Annotated in this window: 16 protein-coding genes; 1 reads left to right on the top strand and 15 read right to left on the bottom strand. The window is 70.1% G+C overall.

The genetic code is table 11. The features are described 5' to 3' along the window. Positions 1-246: 246 nt before the first annotated feature. Together AB0878_RS03145 and AB0878_RS03140 are read right to left on the bottom strand one after the other, a co-directional pair. The gene (locus AB0878_RS03145) at positions 247-1,698 is read right to left on the bottom strand and encodes a right-handed parallel beta-helix repeat-containing protein (protein ID WP_366575911.1); all 1,452 of its coding nucleotides are present in this window, start codon (positions 1,696-1,698) and stop codon (positions 247-249) included. A gap of 141 nt (positions 1,699-1,839) precedes the next feature. Continuing rightward, the gene (locus tag AB0878_RS03140; protein ID WP_366575910.1) at positions 1,840-7,158 is read right to left on the bottom strand and encodes an RHS repeat-associated core domain-containing protein; all 5,319 of its coding nucleotides are present in this window, start codon (positions 7,156-7,158) and stop codon (positions 1,840-1,842) included. 119 nt (positions 7,159-7,277) lie between these two features. On the opposite strand from AB0878_RS03140, the gene AB0878_RS03135 reads away from it, so the two are divergent. Beyond that, complete coding sequence (locus AB0878_RS03135; RefSeq protein ID WP_366575908.1) at positions 7,278-7,979, top strand: class I SAM-dependent methyltransferase; 702 nt, start codon at positions 7,278-7,280, stop codon at positions 7,977-7,979. Position 7,980: 1 nt separating this feature from the next. Here the strand turns inward: AB0878_RS03135 and AB0878_RS03130 are convergent, their stop codons facing one another. The 13 genes from AB0878_RS03130 to AB0878_RS03070 all read right to left on the bottom strand — a co-directional run bounded on the left by AB0878_RS03130 (position 7,981) and on the right by AB0878_RS03070 (position 21,349). Next, positions 7,981-9,291 (bottom strand): glutamate-1-semialdehyde 2,1-aminomutase, encoded by a 1,311-nt coding sequence (locus AB0878_RS03130; protein WP_366575906.1) that lies wholly within the window; start codon positions 9,289-9,291, stop codon positions 7,981-7,983. A gap of 12 nt (positions 9,292-9,303) precedes the next feature. Next, positions 9,304-9,846, bottom strand: a complete 543-nt coding sequence (gene rfbC / locus AB0878_RS03125; RefSeq protein ID WP_366575905.1) for a dTDP-4-dehydrorhamnose 3,5-epimerase — start codon at positions 9,844-9,846, stop codon at positions 9,304-9,306. After that, positions 9,843-11,027 carry a polysaccharide pyruvyl transferase family protein gene (locus AB0878_RS03120; RefSeq protein WP_366575903.1) on the bottom strand — a complete coding sequence of 395 codons (1,185 nt, stop codon included), beginning with the start codon at positions 11,025-11,027 and terminating at the stop codon, positions 9,843-9,845. The genes rfbC and AB0878_RS03120 overlap by 4 nt, the downstream gene beginning before the upstream one ends. Beyond that, entirely contained in the window at positions 11,024-11,977 is a 954-nt protein-coding gene (locus AB0878_RS03115; protein WP_366575901.1) for a glycosyltransferase family A protein, read from the bottom strand. The genes AB0878_RS03120 and AB0878_RS03115 overlap by 4 nt, the downstream gene beginning before the upstream one ends. Continuing rightward, positions 11,974-13,320, bottom strand: coding sequence for a hypothetical protein (locus AB0878_RS03110; RefSeq protein ID WP_366575976.1), 1,347 nt, complete (start codon positions 13,318-13,320; stop codon positions 11,974-11,976). Before AB0878_RS03110 ends, AB0878_RS03115 begins: the two co-directional genes overlap by 4 nt. A gap of 42 nt (positions 13,321-13,362) precedes the next feature. Next, a complete protein-coding gene (locus AB0878_RS03105) occupies positions 13,363-14,628 on the bottom strand; it encodes a DUF4910 domain-containing protein (protein WP_366575900.1) in 1,266 nt (421 codons plus the stop codon). Then, positions 14,628-15,650: an SDR family oxidoreductase gene (locus AB0878_RS03100; protein ID WP_366575898.1), complete on the bottom strand. Its 1,023-nt coding sequence runs from the start codon at positions 15,648-15,650 to the stop codon at positions 14,628-14,630. The genes AB0878_RS03105 and AB0878_RS03100 overlap by 1 nt, the downstream gene beginning before the upstream one ends. Positions 15,651-15,655: 5 nt before the next feature. Continuing rightward, on the bottom strand, positions 15,656-16,303 hold the full coding sequence (locus tag AB0878_RS03095) for a PIG-L family deacetylase (protein ID WP_366575897.1): 648 nt from the start codon (positions 16,301-16,303) through the stop codon (positions 15,656-15,658). Further along, entirely contained in the window at positions 16,300-17,088 is a 789-nt protein-coding gene (locus AB0878_RS03090) for a glucose-1-phosphate cytidylyltransferase (RefSeq protein WP_366575896.1), read from the bottom strand. The genes AB0878_RS03095 and AB0878_RS03090 overlap by 4 nt, the downstream gene beginning before the upstream one ends. After that, on the bottom strand, positions 17,085-18,320 hold the full coding sequence (locus AB0878_RS03085; protein ID WP_366575894.1) for a class I SAM-dependent methyltransferase: 1,236 nt from the start codon (positions 18,318-18,320) through the stop codon (positions 17,085-17,087). Before AB0878_RS03085 ends, AB0878_RS03090 begins: the two co-directional genes overlap by 4 nt. A 276-nt stretch (positions 18,321-18,596) precedes the next feature. Then, on the bottom strand, positions 18,597-19,469 hold the full coding sequence (locus tag AB0878_RS03080; protein ID WP_366575893.1) for an LLM class F420-dependent oxidoreductase: 873 nt from the start codon (positions 19,467-19,469) through the stop codon (positions 18,597-18,599). Then, positions 19,466-20,341 (bottom strand): LLM class F420-dependent oxidoreductase, encoded by an 876-nt coding sequence (locus AB0878_RS03075; RefSeq protein ID WP_366575891.1) that lies wholly within the window; start codon positions 20,339-20,341, stop codon positions 19,466-19,468. Before AB0878_RS03075 ends, AB0878_RS03080 begins: the two co-directional genes overlap by 4 nt. A gap of 39 nt (positions 20,342-20,380) precedes the next feature. Then, positions 20,381-21,349, bottom strand: a complete 969-nt coding sequence (locus AB0878_RS03070) for a YncE family protein (protein WP_366575889.1) — start codon at positions 21,347-21,349, stop codon at positions 20,381-20,383. Positions 21,350-21,470: the final 121 nt, after the last annotated feature.

Below are 21,470 nucleotides of genomic sequence, written 5' to 3'. Positions count from 1 at the left end.
TGATCACGTGGGGCCTCTGGAATTTTAGGATTCGATCTTCGCAAATCCAGTCCTACCAGCGGCCCCACGCCTCACCTCACGGCAACACGCACCCCACCTCGCCCTACTGAGAAAACCTCAATGTGGCGTTCGTTGCGTTCAGCGCAACGAACGCCGCATTGGGTGCGTTCAGCGCAACCAATGCCGCATTGGGGGCGGGGCGAGAAGGCGAGCGCCCGTCGCGGGACCTTGGCACGATGTGCGGCATCAGAACTTGCTGCCCTGGTCCTGCCCGTACGGGCCCGCCTGCCATTGCTCCGGCGTGAGGACCCGGCTGGTGTCGTGGGCGACGAAGGTCCACGGGCCGGAGTACGTGTTGTCGCTGAAGTGGTTGTTCTGGTCGAAGGTGATGACCTGCTGCACCACGTCGCCCTTGTACGGGGACCAGTCGGGGTAGCTGCCGTAGTTGGACAGCACCGCCATGCGGCCGCAGAACTGCGTGCAGCCCAGGTGTGCCGGGTCGAAGGTGAAGGTGTTGTCGTGCACGGTCACGTTCTGGGTTTTCCAGCGGCAGTCGTCGTACAGCGGCTTCTGCGTGATGGCCGGCGCGGTGCACTGGGCCTTCGTGGCGAACGGCGTGCAGTAGCCCGTGGACGTGTTGGCCGGGCTGTTGCAGAAGCGGTCGGCGTTCTCCCACAGGGCGACGCCGCCCCAGTTGTCGTCGAAGGTGTTGCCGCCGATGTCGATCTGGTGGGTGCGCGCGCCGAGGCGGGGTTCGCCGCCGGACTCGGAGAGGTAGATGGTGGCGACGGGGAAGTTGTCGCCCTTGGCGGCGCGGGCGCGGCCGGCGACGAGGCCGTTATGGCGGAACACGTTGTCGCTGACGGTGAGGTTGTGGCTGATCTCGTAGAACAGCGCCTCGGCGTCGTTGTCCTCGATCACGTTGTCCTGCACGAGGAAGTCGTTGTCGTTCGTGTCGGCCCACAGGCCGGGGCCGTGGTTGCCGTGGACCCAGTTGCCGGTGACGTCGGCGCCGTTCACGGCCCAGAACTTCACGCCGCCGCTGCAGCCGCAGCCCGGCGACTTGGTCTCCCAGTCGTCGGTGTTGTTGCCGGTGATCTCGTTGCCCTCCAGCACGAGCCCGGTGATGCCGTCGCCGGCGCGGTAGGCGTTCATGCCGTACTGGCCGTTGTCCTTCAGGCAGCTGCGCCGGACTTCCTGCCGGTCGCCCGCCATCAAGGCGGCCCCGCGGTTGTCCTCGATGGTGCTGTCCTCGATCACCCAGTGCGTGCCGGAGTCGTGGTTCACCACGCCCTGGTCCTGCGGCGCGGCGAAGCCACGCACGGTGAGGCCGCGGATCGTCACGTCCTTGGCCTGCCCGGTGAACGCCGCCTGGTTGACCCCGCGGCCGTCGAGGATCGCGCCCGGTGCGCCGAGGTAGGTGTCGCCGTCCTTCGGCTGGACCTGGCCGAACGCGTCGGTGCCGAGCGTGTGCGTGCCGGGCTTGAGCCAGAACGTGGTGCCCGCCGGGCTGGCCGACGTGCGCTGCGCGAGCTCGCTGTCGTGCGCCGGATCCACCACCACGGCCCCGGACGGCGCCGAGGCGTACTCCGTCACCGTCGTGCCGCACACCGCGGCGGTCCCGGCCGAGGCCGTCGTCCCGGAAAGGCTGCCGGCGAGTACGACGAGCCCCACCACGACGGCCACAGATCTACCCATGGCCCAACGCTACGGTCCGCCGGCGCCCCCGTAACTTCCCTGATGGGGTTCGCCGGCTGCCCCGACGAGTGAATCTCCCTTGCCTGACAACACATTTCCGCGAAGTTGCGCAATTAGTGGATCATTTCCGAAGTGGACTGATCAGCTCAGATCCGTGGAACCGTCGATCCGCTGGAACGAGCCTCCCGTGCCGTCGCCCTTCACCTGCGGCACGCCGAGCAGGTCGCCGATCCCGGCCGACCTCGGCGGCAGGTCGACCCCGCCGACGTTGACCGGTGCGGCACCGTTCCACGTGTGCGGTTTGCCGTGCGCCTCGCCGATCTCCATCACGTACTTGCCCGGGTTGGCCGCCTGGTGGTGCTGCACCGACTCGGCGCCGTAGGAGTTGAACATCGCGTGGCGCTGGAACAGCCCGGCGCTGCCGTCGAGATCGCGCCGCGCCGGGTTGCCGCCGATGCCGATCACGTCGACGCCCTCCTTCTTCGCCGACTCGATCACCTGCCCCACCAGCTTGCCGTTCGGGCTGGAGTCGAGGTACTTCTTCAGGTCCGGGTGCATCTCGCTGCCGGGCGGGGAGTTCAGGTAGTCCTTGACCATGCCGTTGTGCGCGTCGTCGCGCAGGCTCTCCAGGTAGACCTTGTTGACGCCGTTCTGCTTGAGGTCGCCCATGTTGTCGCGCATCATCTCGAGGCCCGGGTGCTTGCCGTCGTGCTTGCCGCCGACGACCACGCCGTCGTACTTGTCCAGCAACGAGCCCGTCGCCTCGTGCTTGTCCATCACGGGGCGCAACCGGTCGTCCACTTCCTGATCGCGGTCGGCGTCGCGGTGGTCCTGCTTGTTGTTCTCGGTCACCTGGTTCGCCGTGTGCTGGTCGCGGCGGTCCTGCTGCTCCCAGAAGTTGCGCGTGTTCGGGTCGTTGCGGCCCAGCGCCTCGACGGCCTGGCGGTCCTTGGACACCGGGTCGACGAGACCTTCACCGCGTGCGTGCTCGTGCAGCTTCCCGCCGAGCCCGCGGTTGTTCTCCAGCATCGTCTGGGCGTCGCCGTCGAGCGTCAGGCGCTGCTTGTGCGGGTTCGGCACGCCGGCCTTCTGCGCGATGTCGTTGAACTTCTCCTCGTCGCGGATCTTGTTCGGCGTCCGGCCCGTCTTGCCCGACTTGCGCGGCCCGCGCAGGTTCAGCGAAGGCCCGTCCGGCGTGCTGTGCGCCTGGTCGAACGACAGCTTGCACGGCGCCAGCCCCAGCGGGTCGGTCCAGCCGACGGGGTCGGCGACGTAGGCGTACGGGTTGGTCGCGGGGCTCAGGCCCGACGGGTCCGGGCTGAGGTACCGCGCCGCGTTCGGGTCGTAGTAGCGGTGGAAGTTGTAGTGCAGGCCCGTTTCGTCGTCGTGGTACTGCCCGGCGAAGCGCAGCGGCGTCGGCATCGGGCCGGTCGCGGCGCCCCACGCGGTGAGCGTGCCGTGCCAGACCAGGCCCTGTTCGGCGTCGAGCAGCTCGGTCGGGGCGCCGGCGAGGTCGGTGATCACACCGCGGAGGCTGTGGTCGCGCCATTCGCCGCTCGCCTGGTGCAGCACGCGTTCGGTCTGCGTGAGCACTTGGCCGCTGCCGGGCTCGGTGTGCCAGACCAGCGCGCGCACGCCGTCGGTGACCTGCTCGGCCAGCTGCTCACCGTCCCAGGTGAACTCGGTGCGGGTGCGCAGGGTGCCGGTGGCGTCGAGGAGTTCCTTCGCGACGCGGCGGCCGAGCGCGTCGTAGCGGTAGCGCCAGTGGTGGCCGGCCGGGGTGTGCACGGCGACGAGCCGCTCGTGACCGTCCCATTCGTACCGCCATTCGTTGCCCTCGGCGGTCCGGCGCAGCACGAGCTTGCCGTCGGGGTCGTACTCGTACTCCGCGGTGTCATCGCGCTTGAGCAGGCTGCCGGCGTACACGCGGTTTCCCGGCTGTACGAGGTTGCCCGCCGCGTCGTAGCCGTAGGTCTCCCGGCTCGCGGGGCCCTCGACGGCCAGCGGACGGCCGATCGGGTCCAGCCGCAGCTGCCGCCGCCCGGTCAGGGCGTCGTCGATCGCGGTCACGGTGTCGTCGTGGCGGTAGTGCAGCGAGCGTTGCTGCAGTGGCCGGCCGTTCGCGAGGGTCTGCGTGACGAGCCGGTCGCGGGCGTCCCAGCCCTGGCGCAGCCGCACGTTCCCCAGCCGCCGCTCGACCTCGCGGCCTTCGAGGTCGCGCACGGAGGTGAGCTCGCGGCCCGCGGTGAACAGCGCGATCGGCCGGCCCGCCGCGTCGTGGCGCCATTCGGCGTGAGCGCCGGTCGGTGTCGTGCGCGAAGTGCGCCGGCCCGAAGCGTCGAAAGTGGACGACAGCACGCGGCCGTTCACCGACTCCTCGGCGAGGCGGCCGGCCGGATCGTAGGTGCGGCGCAGGTCCGCGTCCTCGTTGACGGCCCGGACGAGCCGGCCGGCGGGGTCGTACTCGTAGGTGGCGACCGCACCGTCGGCGTCGAGCCGCACGATCCGGCCCAGCGCGTCGTAGCCGAAACGCAGCACCCGGCCGCTCGCCGAGGTCTGCTCGACCAGCCGGCCCGCCGCGTCGTAGCGGAAGGCGCGGCGGCGGCCGTCGTAATCGGTGTCGGCGGCGAGCCGGCCCGCGGCGTCGTACTCGTAGCGCCACTGCGCGCCCAGCTCGTTGCGCACGCCCGTGACGCGGGTTTCGGTGTCGTAGCTCAGTTCCACGCGCGAGCCGTCGACCGCGGTCACGGCGACGGGCCGGTCGAACCCGGAGTAGTCCGTGCGCGAGACGGTGGTGGCTTCGCGGGTTTCGCGGAGGTTGCCTTCGCCGTCGTGGCGGTAGGACACGCTCGTGCCGTCCGGTCGCGTGACGCTCAGCCGCTCGCCCTCGACGGTCCACGCGGTGCGCGTGACCGCGCCCAGCGCGGTGGTTTCGGCGGCCGGTCGGCCGAAGCGGTCGAAGACCGTGCGCTGCGTCGCGCCGACGGCGTCGGTCACCGCGACCGGGAGGCCGGCGGCGTCGTACTCGTAGCGGGTCGTCTCGCCGAGCGGCCCGGTGACGGAGGCGGGCAGGCCCGGCCGCGCGTACTCGAAACGCGTGCGGGCGCCGAGCGGGTCGACGGCCGCCGCGACGTCACCGTCCTCTGTGTACTCCCGCAGCCACACCGCGCCGTCGGCCTCGACGACCTTCACCGGGCGGTGCTCGTCGTCGTACTCGGCGGTGGTGCGGGAGCCGTCGGCGGCGACGATCGCCACGAGGTCGCCGGCGTCGTCGTAGTGGTTGCGGGTGGTGGCGCCCAGCGCGTCGGTGCTCGACAGCAGCCGGTCGCGGTCGTCCCACTCCATCCGCGTCGTGAAGCCAAGCGGGTCGGTGACCGCGACGACCTGGAACGCGTCGTTGAGGTCGAACACCGTGGTGGCACCGAGCGAGTCGACGGCCGTGGTGCGGCGTGGCTCGTACGCGAGGCTGTAGCGCAGGTCGCCGTCGCGGCCTTCGGCGCGTACGCAGCGGCCCTGCGCGTCGTAGGAGTAGCGGTACCACATGCCGTTGCGGTCTTCCCAGCTCGCGAGCCGGCCCTCGGCGTCGTAGCCGAAGCGCAGCGGGAGGTCCGAGGAGTTGCGGACCTCGGCCAGGTTCGCGCGCTCGTCGTAGGCGTAGCGCACGAGCACGACCGGCGCACCGCCGCTGAGTAGCGTCAGCTCGGTGACGCGGCCGCCGTCGGTGGTCACGCCGACGTGGTGGCCCGCGGAGTGCGTCAGGTCGGTCAGCGTGCCCGCGTTGTCGTAGGACAGGCGGAAGTGCTGATCGCCGGCCATGGTGCTCACCGTGACCAGTCGCCCGGTCGCGCCGGAGAACAGCAGCGCGCGGCCGCGGTCGGGCTGGGTGAGCACGTAGGAGCCGTCGATGCCGCGCGTCAGCGGCCACGCCGGGCCGGTCACGGGCAGCACCTCGCCGCCGACGACGGGCTTCGGGTATTCGAGGAAGGTGCCGTCTTCGGCCGCGAAGTGCACGGCGTCGCCGTCGGCTTCGAGCCGCTGGTCGAGCGTCGAGGCCCACGACGCGCCGAAGGCCCGCCCGATCCGGTACGACGACAGGTGCGTGCGCGAAAGGACCAGTGGCAGCGCCGCGTCCAGCCGGACGTCCTCCTGCGTGAGCATGACCCGGCCCGTGGAGACGTCGATCGGGTCACCGCAGGCGAGGCGGTCGGCCGTCGGGGTGTCGTTCGAACGCGGGGTGGTGTTGGCGTCCTTGATGGAGCTCTGCGCCGACGTGGTGTCCTTGCCCCCGCTCTTGCCGCCACCTTCGCCGCCGGGCAGGCCGCGGTCGGCCGGCGGCGGGTCGAGCGGCGGCGGGCTGCTCTTCGCCGGCGGCGGGGTGTTGCCCGCGCTGGACGCGCTCGTGGAGTCGTTCGGCGGCGGGCTGTTCCTGGCCGGCGGGGGCGGGGCGCCACCCGCGCTCGACGCACTGGTCGAGTCGTCCGTCTTCACCGGCGGCGGGTCGCTCTTCACCGGCGGCGGCGTGTCCCCGGCACTGGACGTCGTCGTCGCGTCGTCGTTCTTGGCCGGCGGGGGAGTGTCGTGCTTGGGCGGCGGCGTGTAACCCGACGCCGTGGTGCTGTCGCCCCCGCCCTTCGGCGGCGTCTTCACGTCGGGTGCCTTCGGCGGCGCATCGATGCTCTTCGGCTTCGGCGGCGCCGAGATCTTGCCCCCCTTGAGCCCCTTCAACGCCTTGCCCGCGTCCTCGAACAGCGTGCCCGCCTTCTTCAGCAACGGGATCAACGCCTTCAGCGCTTTGATCAGCTTCGTGGTGACGTCGGTGATCTTCGACGCGGTCTTGGCCACCGCGTTCACCACCTGCGGCACCACCCACGTCAACCCGATCCCGAGCGTGAACACCACCTGCAACGCCCAGCTGATCATGTGCCCGACCAGATCCGCGATGATGTCGCGCACCAGCGCCCGCACCGCGCCCACGACCTCACCAGCCGTCTTCACGCCGCTGGCCGCGCCCTCCGTGCCCTTCTGCGCACTGCCCAGCAACGCCGCCAGATCCTGGCTCCGCTGCCGATACGCATCCGCCGCCGCCCCCGTCCACGACTGCAGATCCGCCTGGACCATGTCCTGCAGATCCGACGCGACGGCCTCCAGCTCACCCGCGACGTTCTTCCACGTCTCCGACTGCGCCGCGATCTGATCCGCGTTGCCGGTCAGCCCGTTGAGCGCCTCCTTGAGCGGCCCGACGTGCTCCATCAGCCACCCGACGCCGGCCGCGAGGATCGCCCCGAACGGGTCCATCGCCATCGACAGCGCGTCCAGCGCCGTCCCGACCGCCCCCATCGCCACCGACGCCCAGTCGCCGGTCTCGATCGCCGTCTTCAGATCGTTGGCGTCTTCCAGCAGCGTGATGCCCGAATACGCCTTCGTCGAGTCCTGGGTCGGCGCGATCAAGGGGTTGCTCATGAATGAGACACGGTGCCAGAAACCCCTTCGGTTCACCTTCCGTTCAGCCGAGATGTCGATCACTCCGGCGCCGGAAAACCACGTGACACCGGTCCGGCCCGGCAGCGAGGCTGTCGCCCGTGCCCGACGACTTCACGCTCTCCCGCCGTTCCGCCATGCGCTGGAACGCCCCGCTCGACGAATCCCACGCCGCCCTGCTGCTCGACCGCCTCGACGTCACCGACGGCACCGTCGTCGACCTCGGCGCGGGCTGGGGTGAGCTACTGATCCGCGCGGTCGACGGCACCGCCGCGCGAGGCATCGCCGTGGACACCGACGAGGTGGCGATCGAACGCGGCCGCCTCGCCGCGAAGGAGCGCGGCGCCCAGGTCGAGTTCGTCGAGCAGGACGCCGCCACCTGGCAGAGCCGGGCCGACCGCGCGCTCTGCATCGGCGCGTCGCACGCCTTCGGCGGCACCCGCCAGGCGCTGGCCGCCCTCGCCGGCGTCACCGACCACCTGCTCTACGGCGACGGCTACTGGTCAGCCGACCCCACACCCGCCGCCCACGAAATCTTCGGCGACGACGTCCTTCCGCTGCCCGACCTCCTCGACGCCTGCCGCGACACGGGCTGGCGCGTGCTCCACCTGAGCACCGCCGACCAGCGCGAATGGGACGACTTCGAGTCCACCTCCCGCGCCGGCCGGCTGCGCTGGCTGCTGGCGAACCCGGACGACCCACGCGCCGCCGAGACGCGCGAGTGGCTCGACACCCGCGAACGCGAGTACGTCACCGCGTATCGGGGTGTGCTCGGGTTCGCCTACCTGGTGCTCGTCAAGTAGTTCAGGCCTTGCGGCGGAACACCGGCTTCACCGGCCGCCCGCCCAGCCACGGCGACGGGTCGCCCGCGTCCAGGGCCTTGCGGTAGACCACGCAGGCCCCGGAGACGACCTCGACGGTGTGGTCGATGTCCGCGTCCGTCAGGGCCGCGCTGACCACGAACGACGGACCCAGCACGCCGCCCGTCACGAGCTGGCGCAGGAACAACGTGCGGTAGTCCTGCGACGGCGCGCCGGACGCGTCGAGCGTGCCGAAGACCAGGTTGCTGTCGCGGCCGCGCACCACCACGTGGTCGGCCACATCGTGCGACGCGGCCACCTCGCGGACGCCGGCGGCCAGCCGCGCACCCAGCGCGTGCAGCCGGGCGGTGACGTCCTCGGCCTCGTAGGTGTCCATCACGGCGATCGCCGCGGCCAGCGAGTGCGTCTCGGCGCCGTGGGTAGTGGACAGGAGGAACACGCGGTCGCGCGAGTCGCGCAGGCCGCCGAGCTCCATGAACTCGCGCTTGCCGGCCAGTGCCGACACCGCGAAGCCGTTGCCGAGCGCCTTGCCGAACGTCGAGAGGTCCGGCGTGACGCCGAACAGCCCCTGCGCGCCGTGCTCGGAGAAGCGGAAGCCGGTGATCATCTCGTCGAAGACCAGCAGCGCGCCGTGGCGGTGGGCGAGGTCGCGCAGGCCCGCGAGGTACCCGTCGGGCGGGTCCTGCTGCGTCGCGGCCTCCAGGATCAGGCACGCGATCTGCCCGTCGTGCTGCTGCAGCAGGGATTCGGTCGCCGCGAGGTCGCCGTACGGGAAGCGCACGGTCAGGTCCGTGATCTCACCCGGGATGCCGGCCGCCATGGCCGTGGTGCCGATGAACCAGTCGTCGGTGGAGAAGAACGCGTGGTCGGCGCACAACGCGACCAGCGGCCGGCCCGTCACGGCACGCGCGAGCCGCACGGCGGCCGTCGTCGCGTCGGAGCCGTTCTTGGTGAACTTGACCATGTCCGCGGTCGGCACGTTCTCGAGGAACCGCTCCGCGGCCTCGGCTTCCACAATGGACGGACGCGCGAAGTTGCTGCCCCGCTCGATCTCGCGGCGCACGGCCTCGGTCACGCGCGGGTGGGCGTGCCCGAGGCTCACCGACCGCAGGCCCGAGCCGTACTCCACGTACTCGTTGCCGTCGACGTCCCACACGTGCGCGCCGCGGCCGTGGGAGATCACGGGCGCGAGGTGCTCGGGGTACTGGTCCTCACCCTTGGCGTAGGTGTGCGCGCCGCCGGGGATCACCCGGTGCAGCCGCTCGTTCGCGGCACGGGAGCGGGGCAGGTCCATTGTGGTCACCTTCTAGGTCTGCAGCGCCTCAGCCAGCGAGGGCGCGGTCTTGTCGCGTTCGGACATCAGCGTGGGCGGCAGCGGCCACGGAATGGCGAGTTGAGGATCGTTATAGGCGATACTGACGTCTTCGTCCGGATTGTGCACGCGATCGATGCGATACGAGACATCAGCGATATCGGAAAGTGCCTGAAACCCGTGTGCGCACCCGGCGGGGATGTAAATGCTCACCTGGGTGTCGCCGGAAAGCCGGAACGTCTCCATGGCCCGGAAAGTCGGCGACTCCGGCCGAAGGTCCACGACCACGTCGAACACCTCGCCGAACGAGCACCGCACCAGTTTCGCCTCGCCGTCGCCCGAGCGCAGGTGCATCGCGCGCACCACGCCCCGCACGGACCGCGACACGCTGTCCTGCACGAACGCGTCCGGGTCGATGCCGACGGACCGCGCGACGTCCGCGTCGAACGTGCGCGAGAAGAACCCGCGTTCGTCGCGGTGCGGCGTCGGCTGGAAGAGGATCAGGCCGGAGATCGCCGGCACGGGAATGGCTTTCATCGGGCCTCCGAAACGGGGAACAGTGTGGACGACAACACGGCGAACTGGGATTTCAGCCGTTGCTTGTTGTCCTCGTTGCGTTCGTCCAGCGTCGCTTTCAGTTCCGTCGCGCGGTGTTCCAGCTCCTCGAACTGCGCGATCAGCCGCGGCACGTCAACCGACCGCGCTTCCTGGCAGAACTCGCCGAGGCCCATTTCGGCCATCAGCACGTCGTTCTTCTTCGCGTACCCGATCGCGACGGTCGGTTTCCCGGCCTTCAGCGCGCACAGCACGTTGTGGTAGCGCGTGGCCACGACCGTACCGACGCCGGCCATCGCGGTCATCAGCTCGCCCAGTGACCCCGGCGGCTCGGCCGTGACCAGCGGTGAGTCCACCTCGGCCACGATCTCGTCCACCACGGCGAGGTCGGCCCGGTCACCGATGAACAGCCGCACCGGCCGGCGGTCGGCCACGAGGTACCGCACGAACTCCGTCAGCGAGTCCACATAGGACCGGTAGATCTCCTCGCCCCGCGCCCGGTCGTCGTTCCCGCCGAAGTAGGCCATCACGCCGACCCCCACGGCCCGGGGGTCTTCGTCCGCGACCGGCGTCGGCAACGCGAACGCCAGGTCCGGGTACACGTTGTCACCCGCGGTCCGCACGCCCATGTCCGCCATGGCCGAACGCGACAGCTCGTCGCGGTAGGACCGGTACGCGGCGAGCTGCGCCGCCTGCCGCACCAGGAACCGCGTGGCCGGCATGGTGATCCGGTCGGCGCCCACGCTGACGAGCGCCACCTTCGTGCCGAACAGCCGCCCCAGCAGCGAAAGCAGGAACAACGCGTAGGGGAAACCCCACGGCCGCAACGGGAGCGTCGCCTCCAGCACGCCCATGCCCGGCACGATCACCACGTGCTGGCGGCGCACCCAGCGTGCCGTGCGCACCACGTCGACGAGCTTGCCCAGTGCCTTCGTGGCGATCGCGCGCACGCCGGCCGCCGTGCGGTACTCATCGGAGTACCAGTTCAGCCGGGTGGCGGGCACGCCGTAGCGGGCCTGCACGACGTCCGGGCCGCCGCAGAACGCCGACACCGCGGCGTCCGGGTGTTCCGCGCGCAGGAAACCGAGCACGGCTTCCAGCGACCCGTCGTTGCCGAGGTTGCCCGAGCCCAGGAGCCCGAACACACCGACGCGTGTGGTCACGAAACCCGCCGTTCGCGGCCGGCCACGACCAGGTCGACGGTCATCGACAGCTCGTCGGCCGCCACCGGCGCGCGGTCCTCCACCCGCTCCCCGGCGCCGCCCGGGCGCGCGCGGCTCGTGAACCACTCGACCAGCGCGAGGTAACACGCCCGGCGTTCGCGCGAAGACAGCGGCGCCTTGCGGATGCCGTGCACGTAACCCCACACGTACTCGGCCAGCAGCCGCGCCGTCGGGTTCGTGATCGGGTTGCCGCGCTTCGGGTCGAGGTTCGCGCACCGCGAGCGCTTGCTCGGGTTCGCGCGTTCGGCGCGGTCCGGGTGGTCGCGGCGGAAGTACAACAGCTCCGGCACCTGGTGGAACGGCCCGTGCAGCGCCAGCTCGGCCACGTAGGTGCGGTCGGCGTGGTGGTAGCTGTCCATCGGCGTGACGCGGCGCAGCACGTCGGTGCGCATCACGCCGTAGAAGTCGTCGCCGCCGGGTTCGAACAGCAGGCTCTTGAACCGCGTCGACGGCCGCGGCGCATCGGTCTTGTGCACATAGTCCAACGGCACGGTCACCGCGCCGTTCTCGTCGATGATCGCCTGGTGCGAGTGAGCCAGGATCACCTCGGGCCGCTCGTCGAGCGCCGCGATGCACTTGGCCAGCAGTTCGCGCCCGTAGAGGTCGTCGTGCGAGGCCCACTTGAACAGCTCGCCGCGCGCCATGTCGAGCAGCACGTTGTGGTTGGGCGTCGCGCCGATGTTGCGGGCCTGGCGCACGTAGCGGATGCGCGAGTCCTTGCCCGCGTACTGGCGGCAGATCTCTTCGGTGCCGTCGGCCGACGCGTTGTCGGAGATGACCAGTTCGAAGTCCTCGTACGTCTGACCGAGCAACGCGTCGAGCGCCTCGCCCAGGAACTCCTCGCCGTTGTACACGGGCAGACCGATGGTCAGCCGGGGAACCGCGCTCATCCCGTTCTCATTTCTGTCATTCCGTCTGACGCCGAATGAAGCTCTTCATGGCTGAACGATCCTGAAACCGGGCGGAACTCGAGGGAGTGCTCGCCCGTGCGCGGCGCCGGCGTGGCGGGGACGTTCTCCGCGATGGCGAAGTGGTCGCGCAGCGCGATCCGCAGCTGCCACCACCACACGGCCGAGCCGGTGATCGTCGCGATCGCGACACCCCACTCCGACCCGGCGGCACCGCCCAGAGCGGCCCCGATCAAGCCGAACACGACGTAGAACACCGAAGCGATCAGCTGCGAACGCAGGCTGCGCTTCGCCGTGCCCAGCGCGCGCAGGCCCGCCGTCGCGCCGGTTGTGAAGCTCGCGCCGACCACGGCGAACGTCACCGGCAGGATCAGCAGCGACGACGTGTCCCACAGCGAACCGAGCACGAACCGGCCCGCCTCGGCCGGGATGAGCAGCAGCAGCCCGAGGCCCCACGCCAGCGCGGCCGCGGCCTGCACCCCGCCGAGGACCACGCAGAAGTGCCACAGCCGGTGCGGCGAGCGCTGCAGCACCCGCGCGCCTTCGGCCACCGTGACCAGCGAAAGCCCCATCAGCAACGCGAGGAACGGCCCGAGCAGCTGCTCCGCACCGCGCACCGTGCCGACGGCGGCGAGACCGGCGACCGCACCCAGCCCGTACGCGCGCAGCTGCGAAGACCCGCTGTTGCTCACGTTCTCCAGCAGGTAGCGCACGCCCAGCTCGCGGTGGTCGCGCAGCCACGCGCGCACCCCGCCCAGCCGCGGCAGCACGCTCGTCTGCACCCACCCGAACGCCGCGGCGACGCCGGCCGAACAGCCCCAGGCCAGCAGGAACGCGACCACGGTGCCGTAGCGCGCACCGATCACCAGCGCCGGGAACAGCGCCACGGCCTGGATGCCGTCGTTCACGAACGCCTTCTGCCCGGTACCCGCCGCGAAGAAGCCGAACCGCCACGAGTCCTGCACCAGCAGGAACGGCAGCACCACGCCGAGCGCCACGAACGCGCCGCCCAGCGACCCGCCCACGATCAGTCCGAACAGGACACTCACGATCCCGCTCGCGACCCCCACGAGCAGCGCCGTGCCCACGGCCTGGCCGAGCGCCTCGCGCCAGCGCGCCTTGGGAACCCCGGAGAACCGCACCATCAGCGGGTCGGTGGCCAGGCCGCGCGAGACGTTGAGGATCACGCCGTAGGTGACCCACGCGATGCTGAAAAGGCCGAACGCCGCCGCGCCCAGCGATCGCGCGACGTAGAGGCCCACCACGAAATTGGTCAGGCTCGACACGGCCTGGTCGCCCAGGCCCCAGCTCAGCCGCCCCGCCATGGCGCGGACGGCCCGCGAACGCAGGATCGGAGGCACTCGGCCTCACTCCTTGAGCAGGCCGGCGACCTGCAGGGCCTGGGCCGCGGTGGCCACGGCGCCGAACGGCAGGTCCGCGCGTTCGGCGATGTCGAGCAGGCTGTGCTCGCCGTCGGAGTAGGACAGCACCCACAGCATCGCCATCTGCGCTTCCTTGGCGTCGCTGCGGCCGCCGAGCGAGTCGTACAGACCGCGCTTGCCGAGCTGCGGCTCGCCGTAGGGGCTGAGGTTCACGTACCGGCGGTTGCGCTCCAGCACCGAGAACGCCGTCTGCAGCGTGTCGAGCGTGTCCTCCATGGCCTCCGGCGAGACGAAGGCCGAATTGTCCGCCGACGTGTGGTACTCCGGGTAACCCGCGTACGGCGTGCGCGTGAGGGACCCGACGCCCAGGTTGAAGCCGGGGGAGCAGAACTGCCGCTCGTCGTAGCCGTACGGCGAGAACGCGCGGATCTCGTGCGGCTTGTCCTTGAGCACGTGGGCCATCACGCGGTCGATGTCGGCGTCACCGCGGCGGCTTTGCTTGTACGTCAACGAGCCGCGGTCGCCGGCGCAGGCCAGCACCACGCCGTGCTTCACGCGGTCGACGTGCTCGGCGTTGCGCGCGAGCCACGTGATCGCGCCGATCGTGCCCGGCATGAACAGGAACCGGTACGTGAAGTGCGGCTTTTCCGCCGCCAGCCCCTGCGCCAGCGACACGGCCACCGCAATGCCCGCGAGGTTGTCGTTGGCCAGCGACGGGTGGCAGACGTGGCACGACACGATCACCTCGTCGCCCACCTCGCCGGGCACGACGTGCTCGCCGTAGGTGAGCGAGCCGTCGGCCAGTGTCGAGTCGATCTTCACGTGGTAATCGCCCTCGGGCAACGCGTCGAGCACGTCCTGCGCGACGCAGAAACCCCAGGTGGGCGAGTAGTAGCTGGTCCGGTAGGGGACCCAGGAGGGGCTTTCGGGCAGCGTGTGCAGGCGCCCGCGGAGCTCGGCGAGGCTCATCGTCTCGTCCGCCGGCACGCTGTAGCCGACCACGTGCAGGTTCGACTCGCGGAAGTCGATCACGCGCCGGCCGGAGGCATCCGCGACGTACGCGTCGCGGATGTTCCACTCCTGCGGCACGGTCCAGTCCAGCACCTGCGTGCCGGTGGGCACCTCGTGCACCTTCAGGTCCAGGTGCTCACCGACGATCGCCAGCGTCTGCCGGACGCCGTCCCCCGTGATGCTGCGGCAGAGCGGGTAAAGCCGCTCCACCAGCGCGTGCATCTCGCCCCCCGTGAGCATCAGCGCTGCCGCAGCGTGTCGTCGACGGCTCCCGCAGCCTGACGGTCGGACAGCCAGTTGAGTCGCGTGAAGCGGCGCTCGAACTGCTCCTTGGTGAGCTCGTAGGCGCGGTAGGCGTCGATCAGCTGCAGCGCGCCGTCCTTCACGCCCCACTCGCACTCGAAGCCCGGGATCGCCTCGCGGAAGCGCGAGAAGTCCACGCGGTACGAGCGCGGATCGGCGCCGGCCTCGCCGGTGATGCGCAGCTTGGAGCCGGGCACGGCCTCCACGACCTCCTGCGCGATCTCCGCCACGGTGACGTTGTTGCGCTCGGTGCCGATGTTGAACGCCTTGTTGTGCACGGCCTCGCGCGGCGCGTCGAGCGCGGCCGTGAAGGCGCGGGCGATGTCGCGCGCGTGAACCAGCGGGCGCCACGGCGTGCCGTCGGACAGCACGAGCACCTCGCCCGAGAGGTAGGCGTGGCCCACGAGGTTGTTGAGCACGATGTCGGCGCGCAGCCGCGGCGAGAAGCCGAACGCGGTGGCGTTGCGCATGTACACCGGGGTGAAGCCGTCATCCGCGAGCTTCGAGACCTCGTCCTCCACGCGCACCTTCGACTCCGCGTACGGCGTGACCGGCCGCAGCGGCGCGTCCTCGTCGACCAGGCCGCCGCCGCCCGAGGCGCCGTAGACCGAGCAGGTGGACGCGTACAGGTACCGGCCGACGCCGGCGTCCTTGGCCAGCTGGGCGAGCCGGACCGACGCGTGGTGGTTGATGTCGTAGGTGAGCTCCGGCGCGAGCGAGCCCAGCGGGTCGTTCGACAGCGCGGCCAGGTGGATCACCGCGTCGAAGCCCTCGATGTGCTCGGGCCGCACGTCGCGCAGGTCGACGGTGATCGACGGCAGGTCCTTCGGAGCCGGCCCCAGGAGGCAGCCCGCGAAGAGCCCGGAGTCGAGGCCGACGACGTCGTGTCCGGCTTCGGTGAGCACCGGCGCCATCACCGTGCCGAGGTATCCCGTGTGCCCGGTCAGCAACACCCGCATGTCAGTCAGCCCCTCAGGTCGAGAACGAGTTTGTTCAGTTCGAACGCTTCCGCGTACCGCTGCTGGCATTCGATGCCGCGGATGCGGGCGAGGCCCAGGAAGGCCTCGCGGTCGTACCAGGGGCGGTGGCGCTGGGAGGCGTAGTGCTCCTGCAACAGCCGCACCTTCTGCTCGGCCAGCTCGTCCGCGAGCGGGACGTAGGCCGGGAGGCGGCCGAGGTCGCCGTCCCACTTCACGATCTCGTAGCCCAGCGCCAGGTACCCGCGGTAGACCGTGGGCACCAGCTGCGCGAGGCCGCGGTGGTCCTGGTGCGCGTCGACGGTGCGCGGTGCGAAGACCACGTCCGGGTCGGTGCGCTGCTTGAGCTCTTCCAGCGCGTTCTTGGCCTCGTCCCAGTGAGCCGGGAGGCGGCCGTCGGGGAGCTTCAGCACCGTGACGTCGAGGTCCGCGCCCGGGCAGAACGCGGCGAGCGCCGCCCGTTCCTCGGCCTCGCGTTCGGTGCCGCCGCCCGACAGCACCAGCGCGTCGACGCGGAGGCCGGGCCGCTGCTCGCAGATCGTGAGCAGCGTCCCGCCGGCGCCGATGGCGATGTCGTCGCAGTGCGCACCCAGCACCACGACGCTGTCGAGCTTTTCCGCGCCGAGCTTGATCACGCGTGCACCCGGTCCCGTTCCCACAGCGCCCACGGCCGGTCGCCGCGGGTGTAGCCCTCGTCGAGCGCGAAGCGTTCCTTCACGGTGTCGGTCGGCTTCCAGAACCCGCGGTACGGGTAGGCCAGCAGCCGGCCGCGCTTGGCGAGCTCGCCGCAGCCGTCGGCGACCAGGTCGCCGTTCTCCGGGATGTGGTCGAAGATCTCCTGGCGCAGCACGAAGTACCCGCCGTTCTCCCACAGCGGCATGTCGCTGACCGGCGTGATCGAGCCGATGAGCCCGCCCTCGTCCATCTCCACGCAGTGGAACGACGACTGCGGCGGCACGACCATCATCGACGCGCCGGCGTCGGTCTGCTCGAAGCGCTCCACCATCTTGTCCAGCGGCGCGTCGGTCAGCACGTCGGCGTAGTTGGCGATGAACATCTCGTCGCCGTCGAGGTACTGGCGCACGCGGCGCAGGCGCTCGCCGATCGGCGACTCGATGCCGGTCTGCACGAAGGAGATGGTCCAGTCGGAGATGTCGGTGCTCAGGAGTTCGGGTTTTCCGTCGCGGAGCACGAAGTCGTTGGACGTCGTCTCCTTGTAGTTGAGGAAGAACTCCTTGATGTGGTGGGCGCCGTAGCCCAGGCACAGCACGAACTCGGTGTGGCCGAAGTGCGCGTAGTAGCGCATCACGTGCCAGATCAGCGGTCTCGGCCCGACCATGGCCATCGGCTTGGGCACGTCGGAGGCGTCTCCGTTGCGCATCCGCATGCCGTAGCCGCCGCAGAACAGGACTACCTTCACTTGTTCACCTCGACGATCTCGAGACGGGGGATCGGGAACACGAGCCGCCCGCCCCAGTCGTCTACATAGGACAGTTGTTCGGTGAGTTCCTTCCTGAGGTTCCAGGGAAGGACGAGGACGTAGTCGGGCTTGTCGGCCGCGATGCGCTCGGGCTCGAGGATCGGCACGCGCGTGCCCGGGGTGAACCGGCCGTGCTTGTACGGGTTGCGGTCGACGGTGTAGGCCAGCACGTCGGGCCGGATGCCGCAGTGGTTCAGCAGCGTGTTGCCCTTGCCGGGTGCGCCGTAGCCCACCACGGTCTTGCCCTCCTTGGCCGCCTTGACCAGGAACTCCAGCAGGTCGAGGCGCACGCGCGTGACGCGCTCGGCGAACTCGGTGTAGCCCGACAGCTCGTGCAGGCCCGCGGCCTTCTCGCGCGCCAGCACGTCGACCATCCGCGCGCTCGGCTCGCCGGCGACCTCCATGGGCCGTGCCCACAGGCGGATCGAGCCACCGTGCGTGGGCAGCAGCTCGACGTCCACAACGGACAGTCCGCCGACCGCGAGCGCCCGGCGCGCGGATTCCACGGTGTAGTACTGGAAGTGCTCGTGGTAGATCGTGTCGTACTGGTTCTCGCTGATCAGCGTGAGCAGGTGCTGCACCTCGATGCTGACCCAGCCGTCGTCGGCGACCAGGGCGCGCAGGCCGTGGGTGAAGCCGATGATGTCGGGGATGTGCGCGTAGACGTTGTTCGCCGCGACCAGGTCCGCCGGCCCGTGTTCCTCGCGAACGTCGCGCCCCGTCTCGGGACTGAGGAACGCCGTCTTCGTCGGCACGCCCTTGTCGCGCGCCGCCTGCCCGACGTTCACCGACGGCTCGACACCCAGGCACCGGATGCCCCGCTCGACGACGTGCTGCAGGAGGTAACCGTCATTGCTCGCCACCTCGACCACGAACGAGTCGGGCCCCAGCCCGAGCCGCTCGGCCGATTCGGTGACGTACTGGCGCGCGTGCTCCACCCACGACGTCGAATACGACGAGAAGTACGCGTAATCGGTGAACGTGTCCTCGGGAGTGATCAGCGGCGGGATCTGCGCCAGCCAGCACTCCGTGCAGACCTGCAGGTGCAGCGGGTAGGTGTTCTCGGGCTCGGCCAGCTGTTCCGCGGTCAGGAACCGCTCACACGGCGGGGTCGCTCCGAGATCGACGACACTCACCAGAGCTGTCGAACCGCAGAGTCGGCATGTGGTCATCAACGGGCTCCTCGGCTCGCGGCTTGCGTGCTAGACACGTCGATGACCAGCGGGGGCTCGTTACAGCGAGCGTGTGAGGGGTGGAGCACCGTTTTCTGAATGAGATGTGCTCAGCCCGGTTCGCGACGCTTTTCCCGGCCTGTTCTCCTGGTGGGAGCGGGGGATTGGCGTGGTCTTTACCTTGCCGGAGCCGTGTGCGGAGAGTAACGCCGCGCCGGGGTGCGTGGGTTTTTCCCGCACCCCGGCGCGGGGCTGTTGCTGCGTCGCGAGGGTGGTCTAGAGCTTTTCAGCCGCCGGGATGACATCCGTCGCGAACTTCTCGATCACCCGCGGATCGGGCACGCCCGGGATCCACCCCGTGGCGGCGTGGATGCCGAGCTCGGCGAGCTGGCCCAGCTCGTCGAGGAGCTGCCCGGTCTTCTCGCCGTTCTCGCCGATGTCGAGCCACAGCGCGACGGTTTTGGTGATCTCGTCGTAGTCGCGGCCGACGGCGTCGCAGTGCTGCTTGAGCACGTCGAGCTTGTGCGCCAGGTCGGGACCTGGGAAGAGGTTGCAGAGGTCGGCGTACTGCGCGACGAACCGCAGCGTCTTCTTCTCGCCGCTGCCGCCGATCAGGATCGGCGGGTGGGGGCGTTGCAGGGACTGCGGCGAGTTGAGCAGGCGCTCGCCCTCGAAGTGCTTGCCGGAGAACGCGTCGTCGCCGTCGGCCCACATCTGCAGGACGTAGCGCAGGGCGTCTTCCAGCTGTTCGAAGCGCTCTTTGAGCGGCGGGAAGCGGAAGCCGAGGCCGCGGGATTCCTCTTCGTTCCAGCCGGCGCCGATGCCGAGGATGGCGCGCCCGCCCGACAGCACGTCGAGCGTCGTGACGGCCTTCGCGAGCAGGCCAGGGTGCCGGTAGATCACGCCACTGACGAGCGTGAGCAGCTTGACGCGCGACGTGTGCGCGGCGAGGAAGCCCAGGGTCGTGTACGCCTCCAGCATCTCGCGCTCCGGCGGGCCGTAGCGCGAGATCTGGAAGAAGTGGTCCATCACCGACAGGTACTCGAACCCGGCCTCGTCGACGGCCCGAGCCACCGTGGCGAGGTCGGGCCCGAGTGCCGCCGGACCGTTCGGCCAGGTCAGCTGGGGGAGGTGCAGTCCGAGTTTCATCCCAGCTTCTCGACCGCCGGGATGACGTCCGTGGCGAACTTCTCGATCGCCGAGACGTCCGGCAGCGTCGGGATGCTGCCGATGGCCGCGTGGAAGCCCAGGCCGTGGAGGCGCTCCAGCTCCGCCACGAGCTCGCCGGTCTTCTCGCCGTTCGGGCCGATGTCGAGGGTGTGGTAGACGGTCTTGGTGATCTCGTCGTAGTCGCGGCCCTCGTTCTCGCAGTGCTGCTTCAGCACGTCGAGCTTGTGCTCCACGTCGGGGGCGTTGAAGATGTTGCACGCGTCGCCGTACTTGGCGACGAAGCGCAGCGTCTTCTTCTCCCCGCCGCCGCCGATCATGATCGGCGGGTGGGGGCGCGTGATCGGCTGGGGCGAGTTCAGCAGGCGCTCGGCCTCGAAGTGCTTGCTGGAGAACGCGGCGTCGCCGTCGGCCCACATCTGCAGGATGTACTGCAGGTTCTCCTCGAGCAGCTCGAAGCGCTCGGCGGTGGACGGGAACGGGAAGCCGAGGCCCTTCGACTCCTCCTCGTTCCAGCCGGCGCCGATGCCGAGCACCGCGCGGCCGCCGGAGAGCACGTCCAGCGTGGTGATGGCCTTCGCGAGCAGGCCCGGGTGGCGGTAGATCACGCCGGTGATCACCGTGAGCAGCTTCGCGCGCTCGGTGTGCGCGGCGAGGAAGCCCAGCGCCGTGTACGCCTCGAGCATCTCGTTCTCGCTCGGCCCGACGCCGCGGATCTGGAAGAAGTGGTCCATCACGGCCAGGTACTCGAAGCCGGCCTGGTCGGCCGAGCGCGCGACGGAGGCCAGGTCGGCGCCGAGCTTCGACGGACCGTTCGGCCAGGTGAAGTTGGGGATCTGCAGTCCGAGTTTCATAAAACCGAACGTATACCTGGAGTTACACCAGCTGCGCGGTCAGAAATTGTGGATGACGGAAACGGTTCCGTGCAAGGGATCCGTCACGTAAACAGCGCGCGAACGCTGGTCGACCGCGACGTCGCCCGGATTCACGCCGAGGCTCAGCTCACCCGTCAGCACGCCGGCCTTGCCGTCCACGCGGGACAGTCCGTTCTGGCCGCCGTTGGTGTAGATCGTGTCAGTGCCTTGGTGCACGGCGATCGCCGAAGCTTCGCTGCGCAGCAGCACGGTCTTGCTCTGCTTGCGCGTCACGCCGTCCACAATGGACATGTGGTGGATCGCCGAGTTGGCCACGAACACGGTGCCGCTCGTCTCGTGCACCACCACTCCCGTGGGTGACGCGCCGACCCCGGCGCTGCCGGTGAACTTGCCGGCGTCGATGTCGTACACCTCGACCGAGTCGGTGGTGGGGCTCGTGCAGTAGGCGACGCGCCGCCCGGTGTCGAGCGCGATGCCCGCGAGGCTCGGCTTCGGCGCCGCCACCATCCGCAGCGTGGTGAGGCTGAGGGTGTCGAGGACGGCGAGCGTGCCCTTCGTGCCGCTCACGGCGTAGACCTTGTTCGCCGTCGAGTCCACGGCGAGCGACGACGCGCCGGCGCCCGCGCCGATGACACTCACCGTCTGGTGGCTCAGCGCGTCGAGCGCGATCACGGTGCCGCCCGGCGGGTTGGCCACGTACACGCGGTTGGCGGCCGAGTCCACGGCGACGTCGCTGGGCTTGCCGCCGACGGTGATGATCGTGGTCACGCGCCCCGCGGCCGGGTCGATCACGGCGACGGAGCCGGAGTTCGAGTCGGTCACGTACACCAGCCCCGTGACCGGATTCACCGCGACGGCCGTGAGCCGCCCGCCGACGTCGACCACGCTCACCTGCTCCGCCCACGCGGTCGCGGGGAGCACGGCTGTGGCCACACCCGCCGTGGCCAGGGCGAACAGCCCTCGTCGGCTCAGTTCGGGACCGTGCATCGCCCACCTCCGCCGAGGAAGATCACCTGGGGAAAACTTTCCCGACCCTAACCCGCTGGTGGATCATGCGAAGGAACTTCGGGTCCCCCGATCGCGTTGTTTCCGATGAGTAATCACCCTT

It is taken from the genome of Amycolatopsis sp. NPDC047767, from assembly GCF_040704195.1.
GTDB lineage: Bacteria > Actinomycetota > Actinomycetes > Mycobacteriales > Pseudonocardiaceae > Amycolatopsis.
This window is presented reverse-complemented; position numbering and strand designations above follow the sequence as displayed.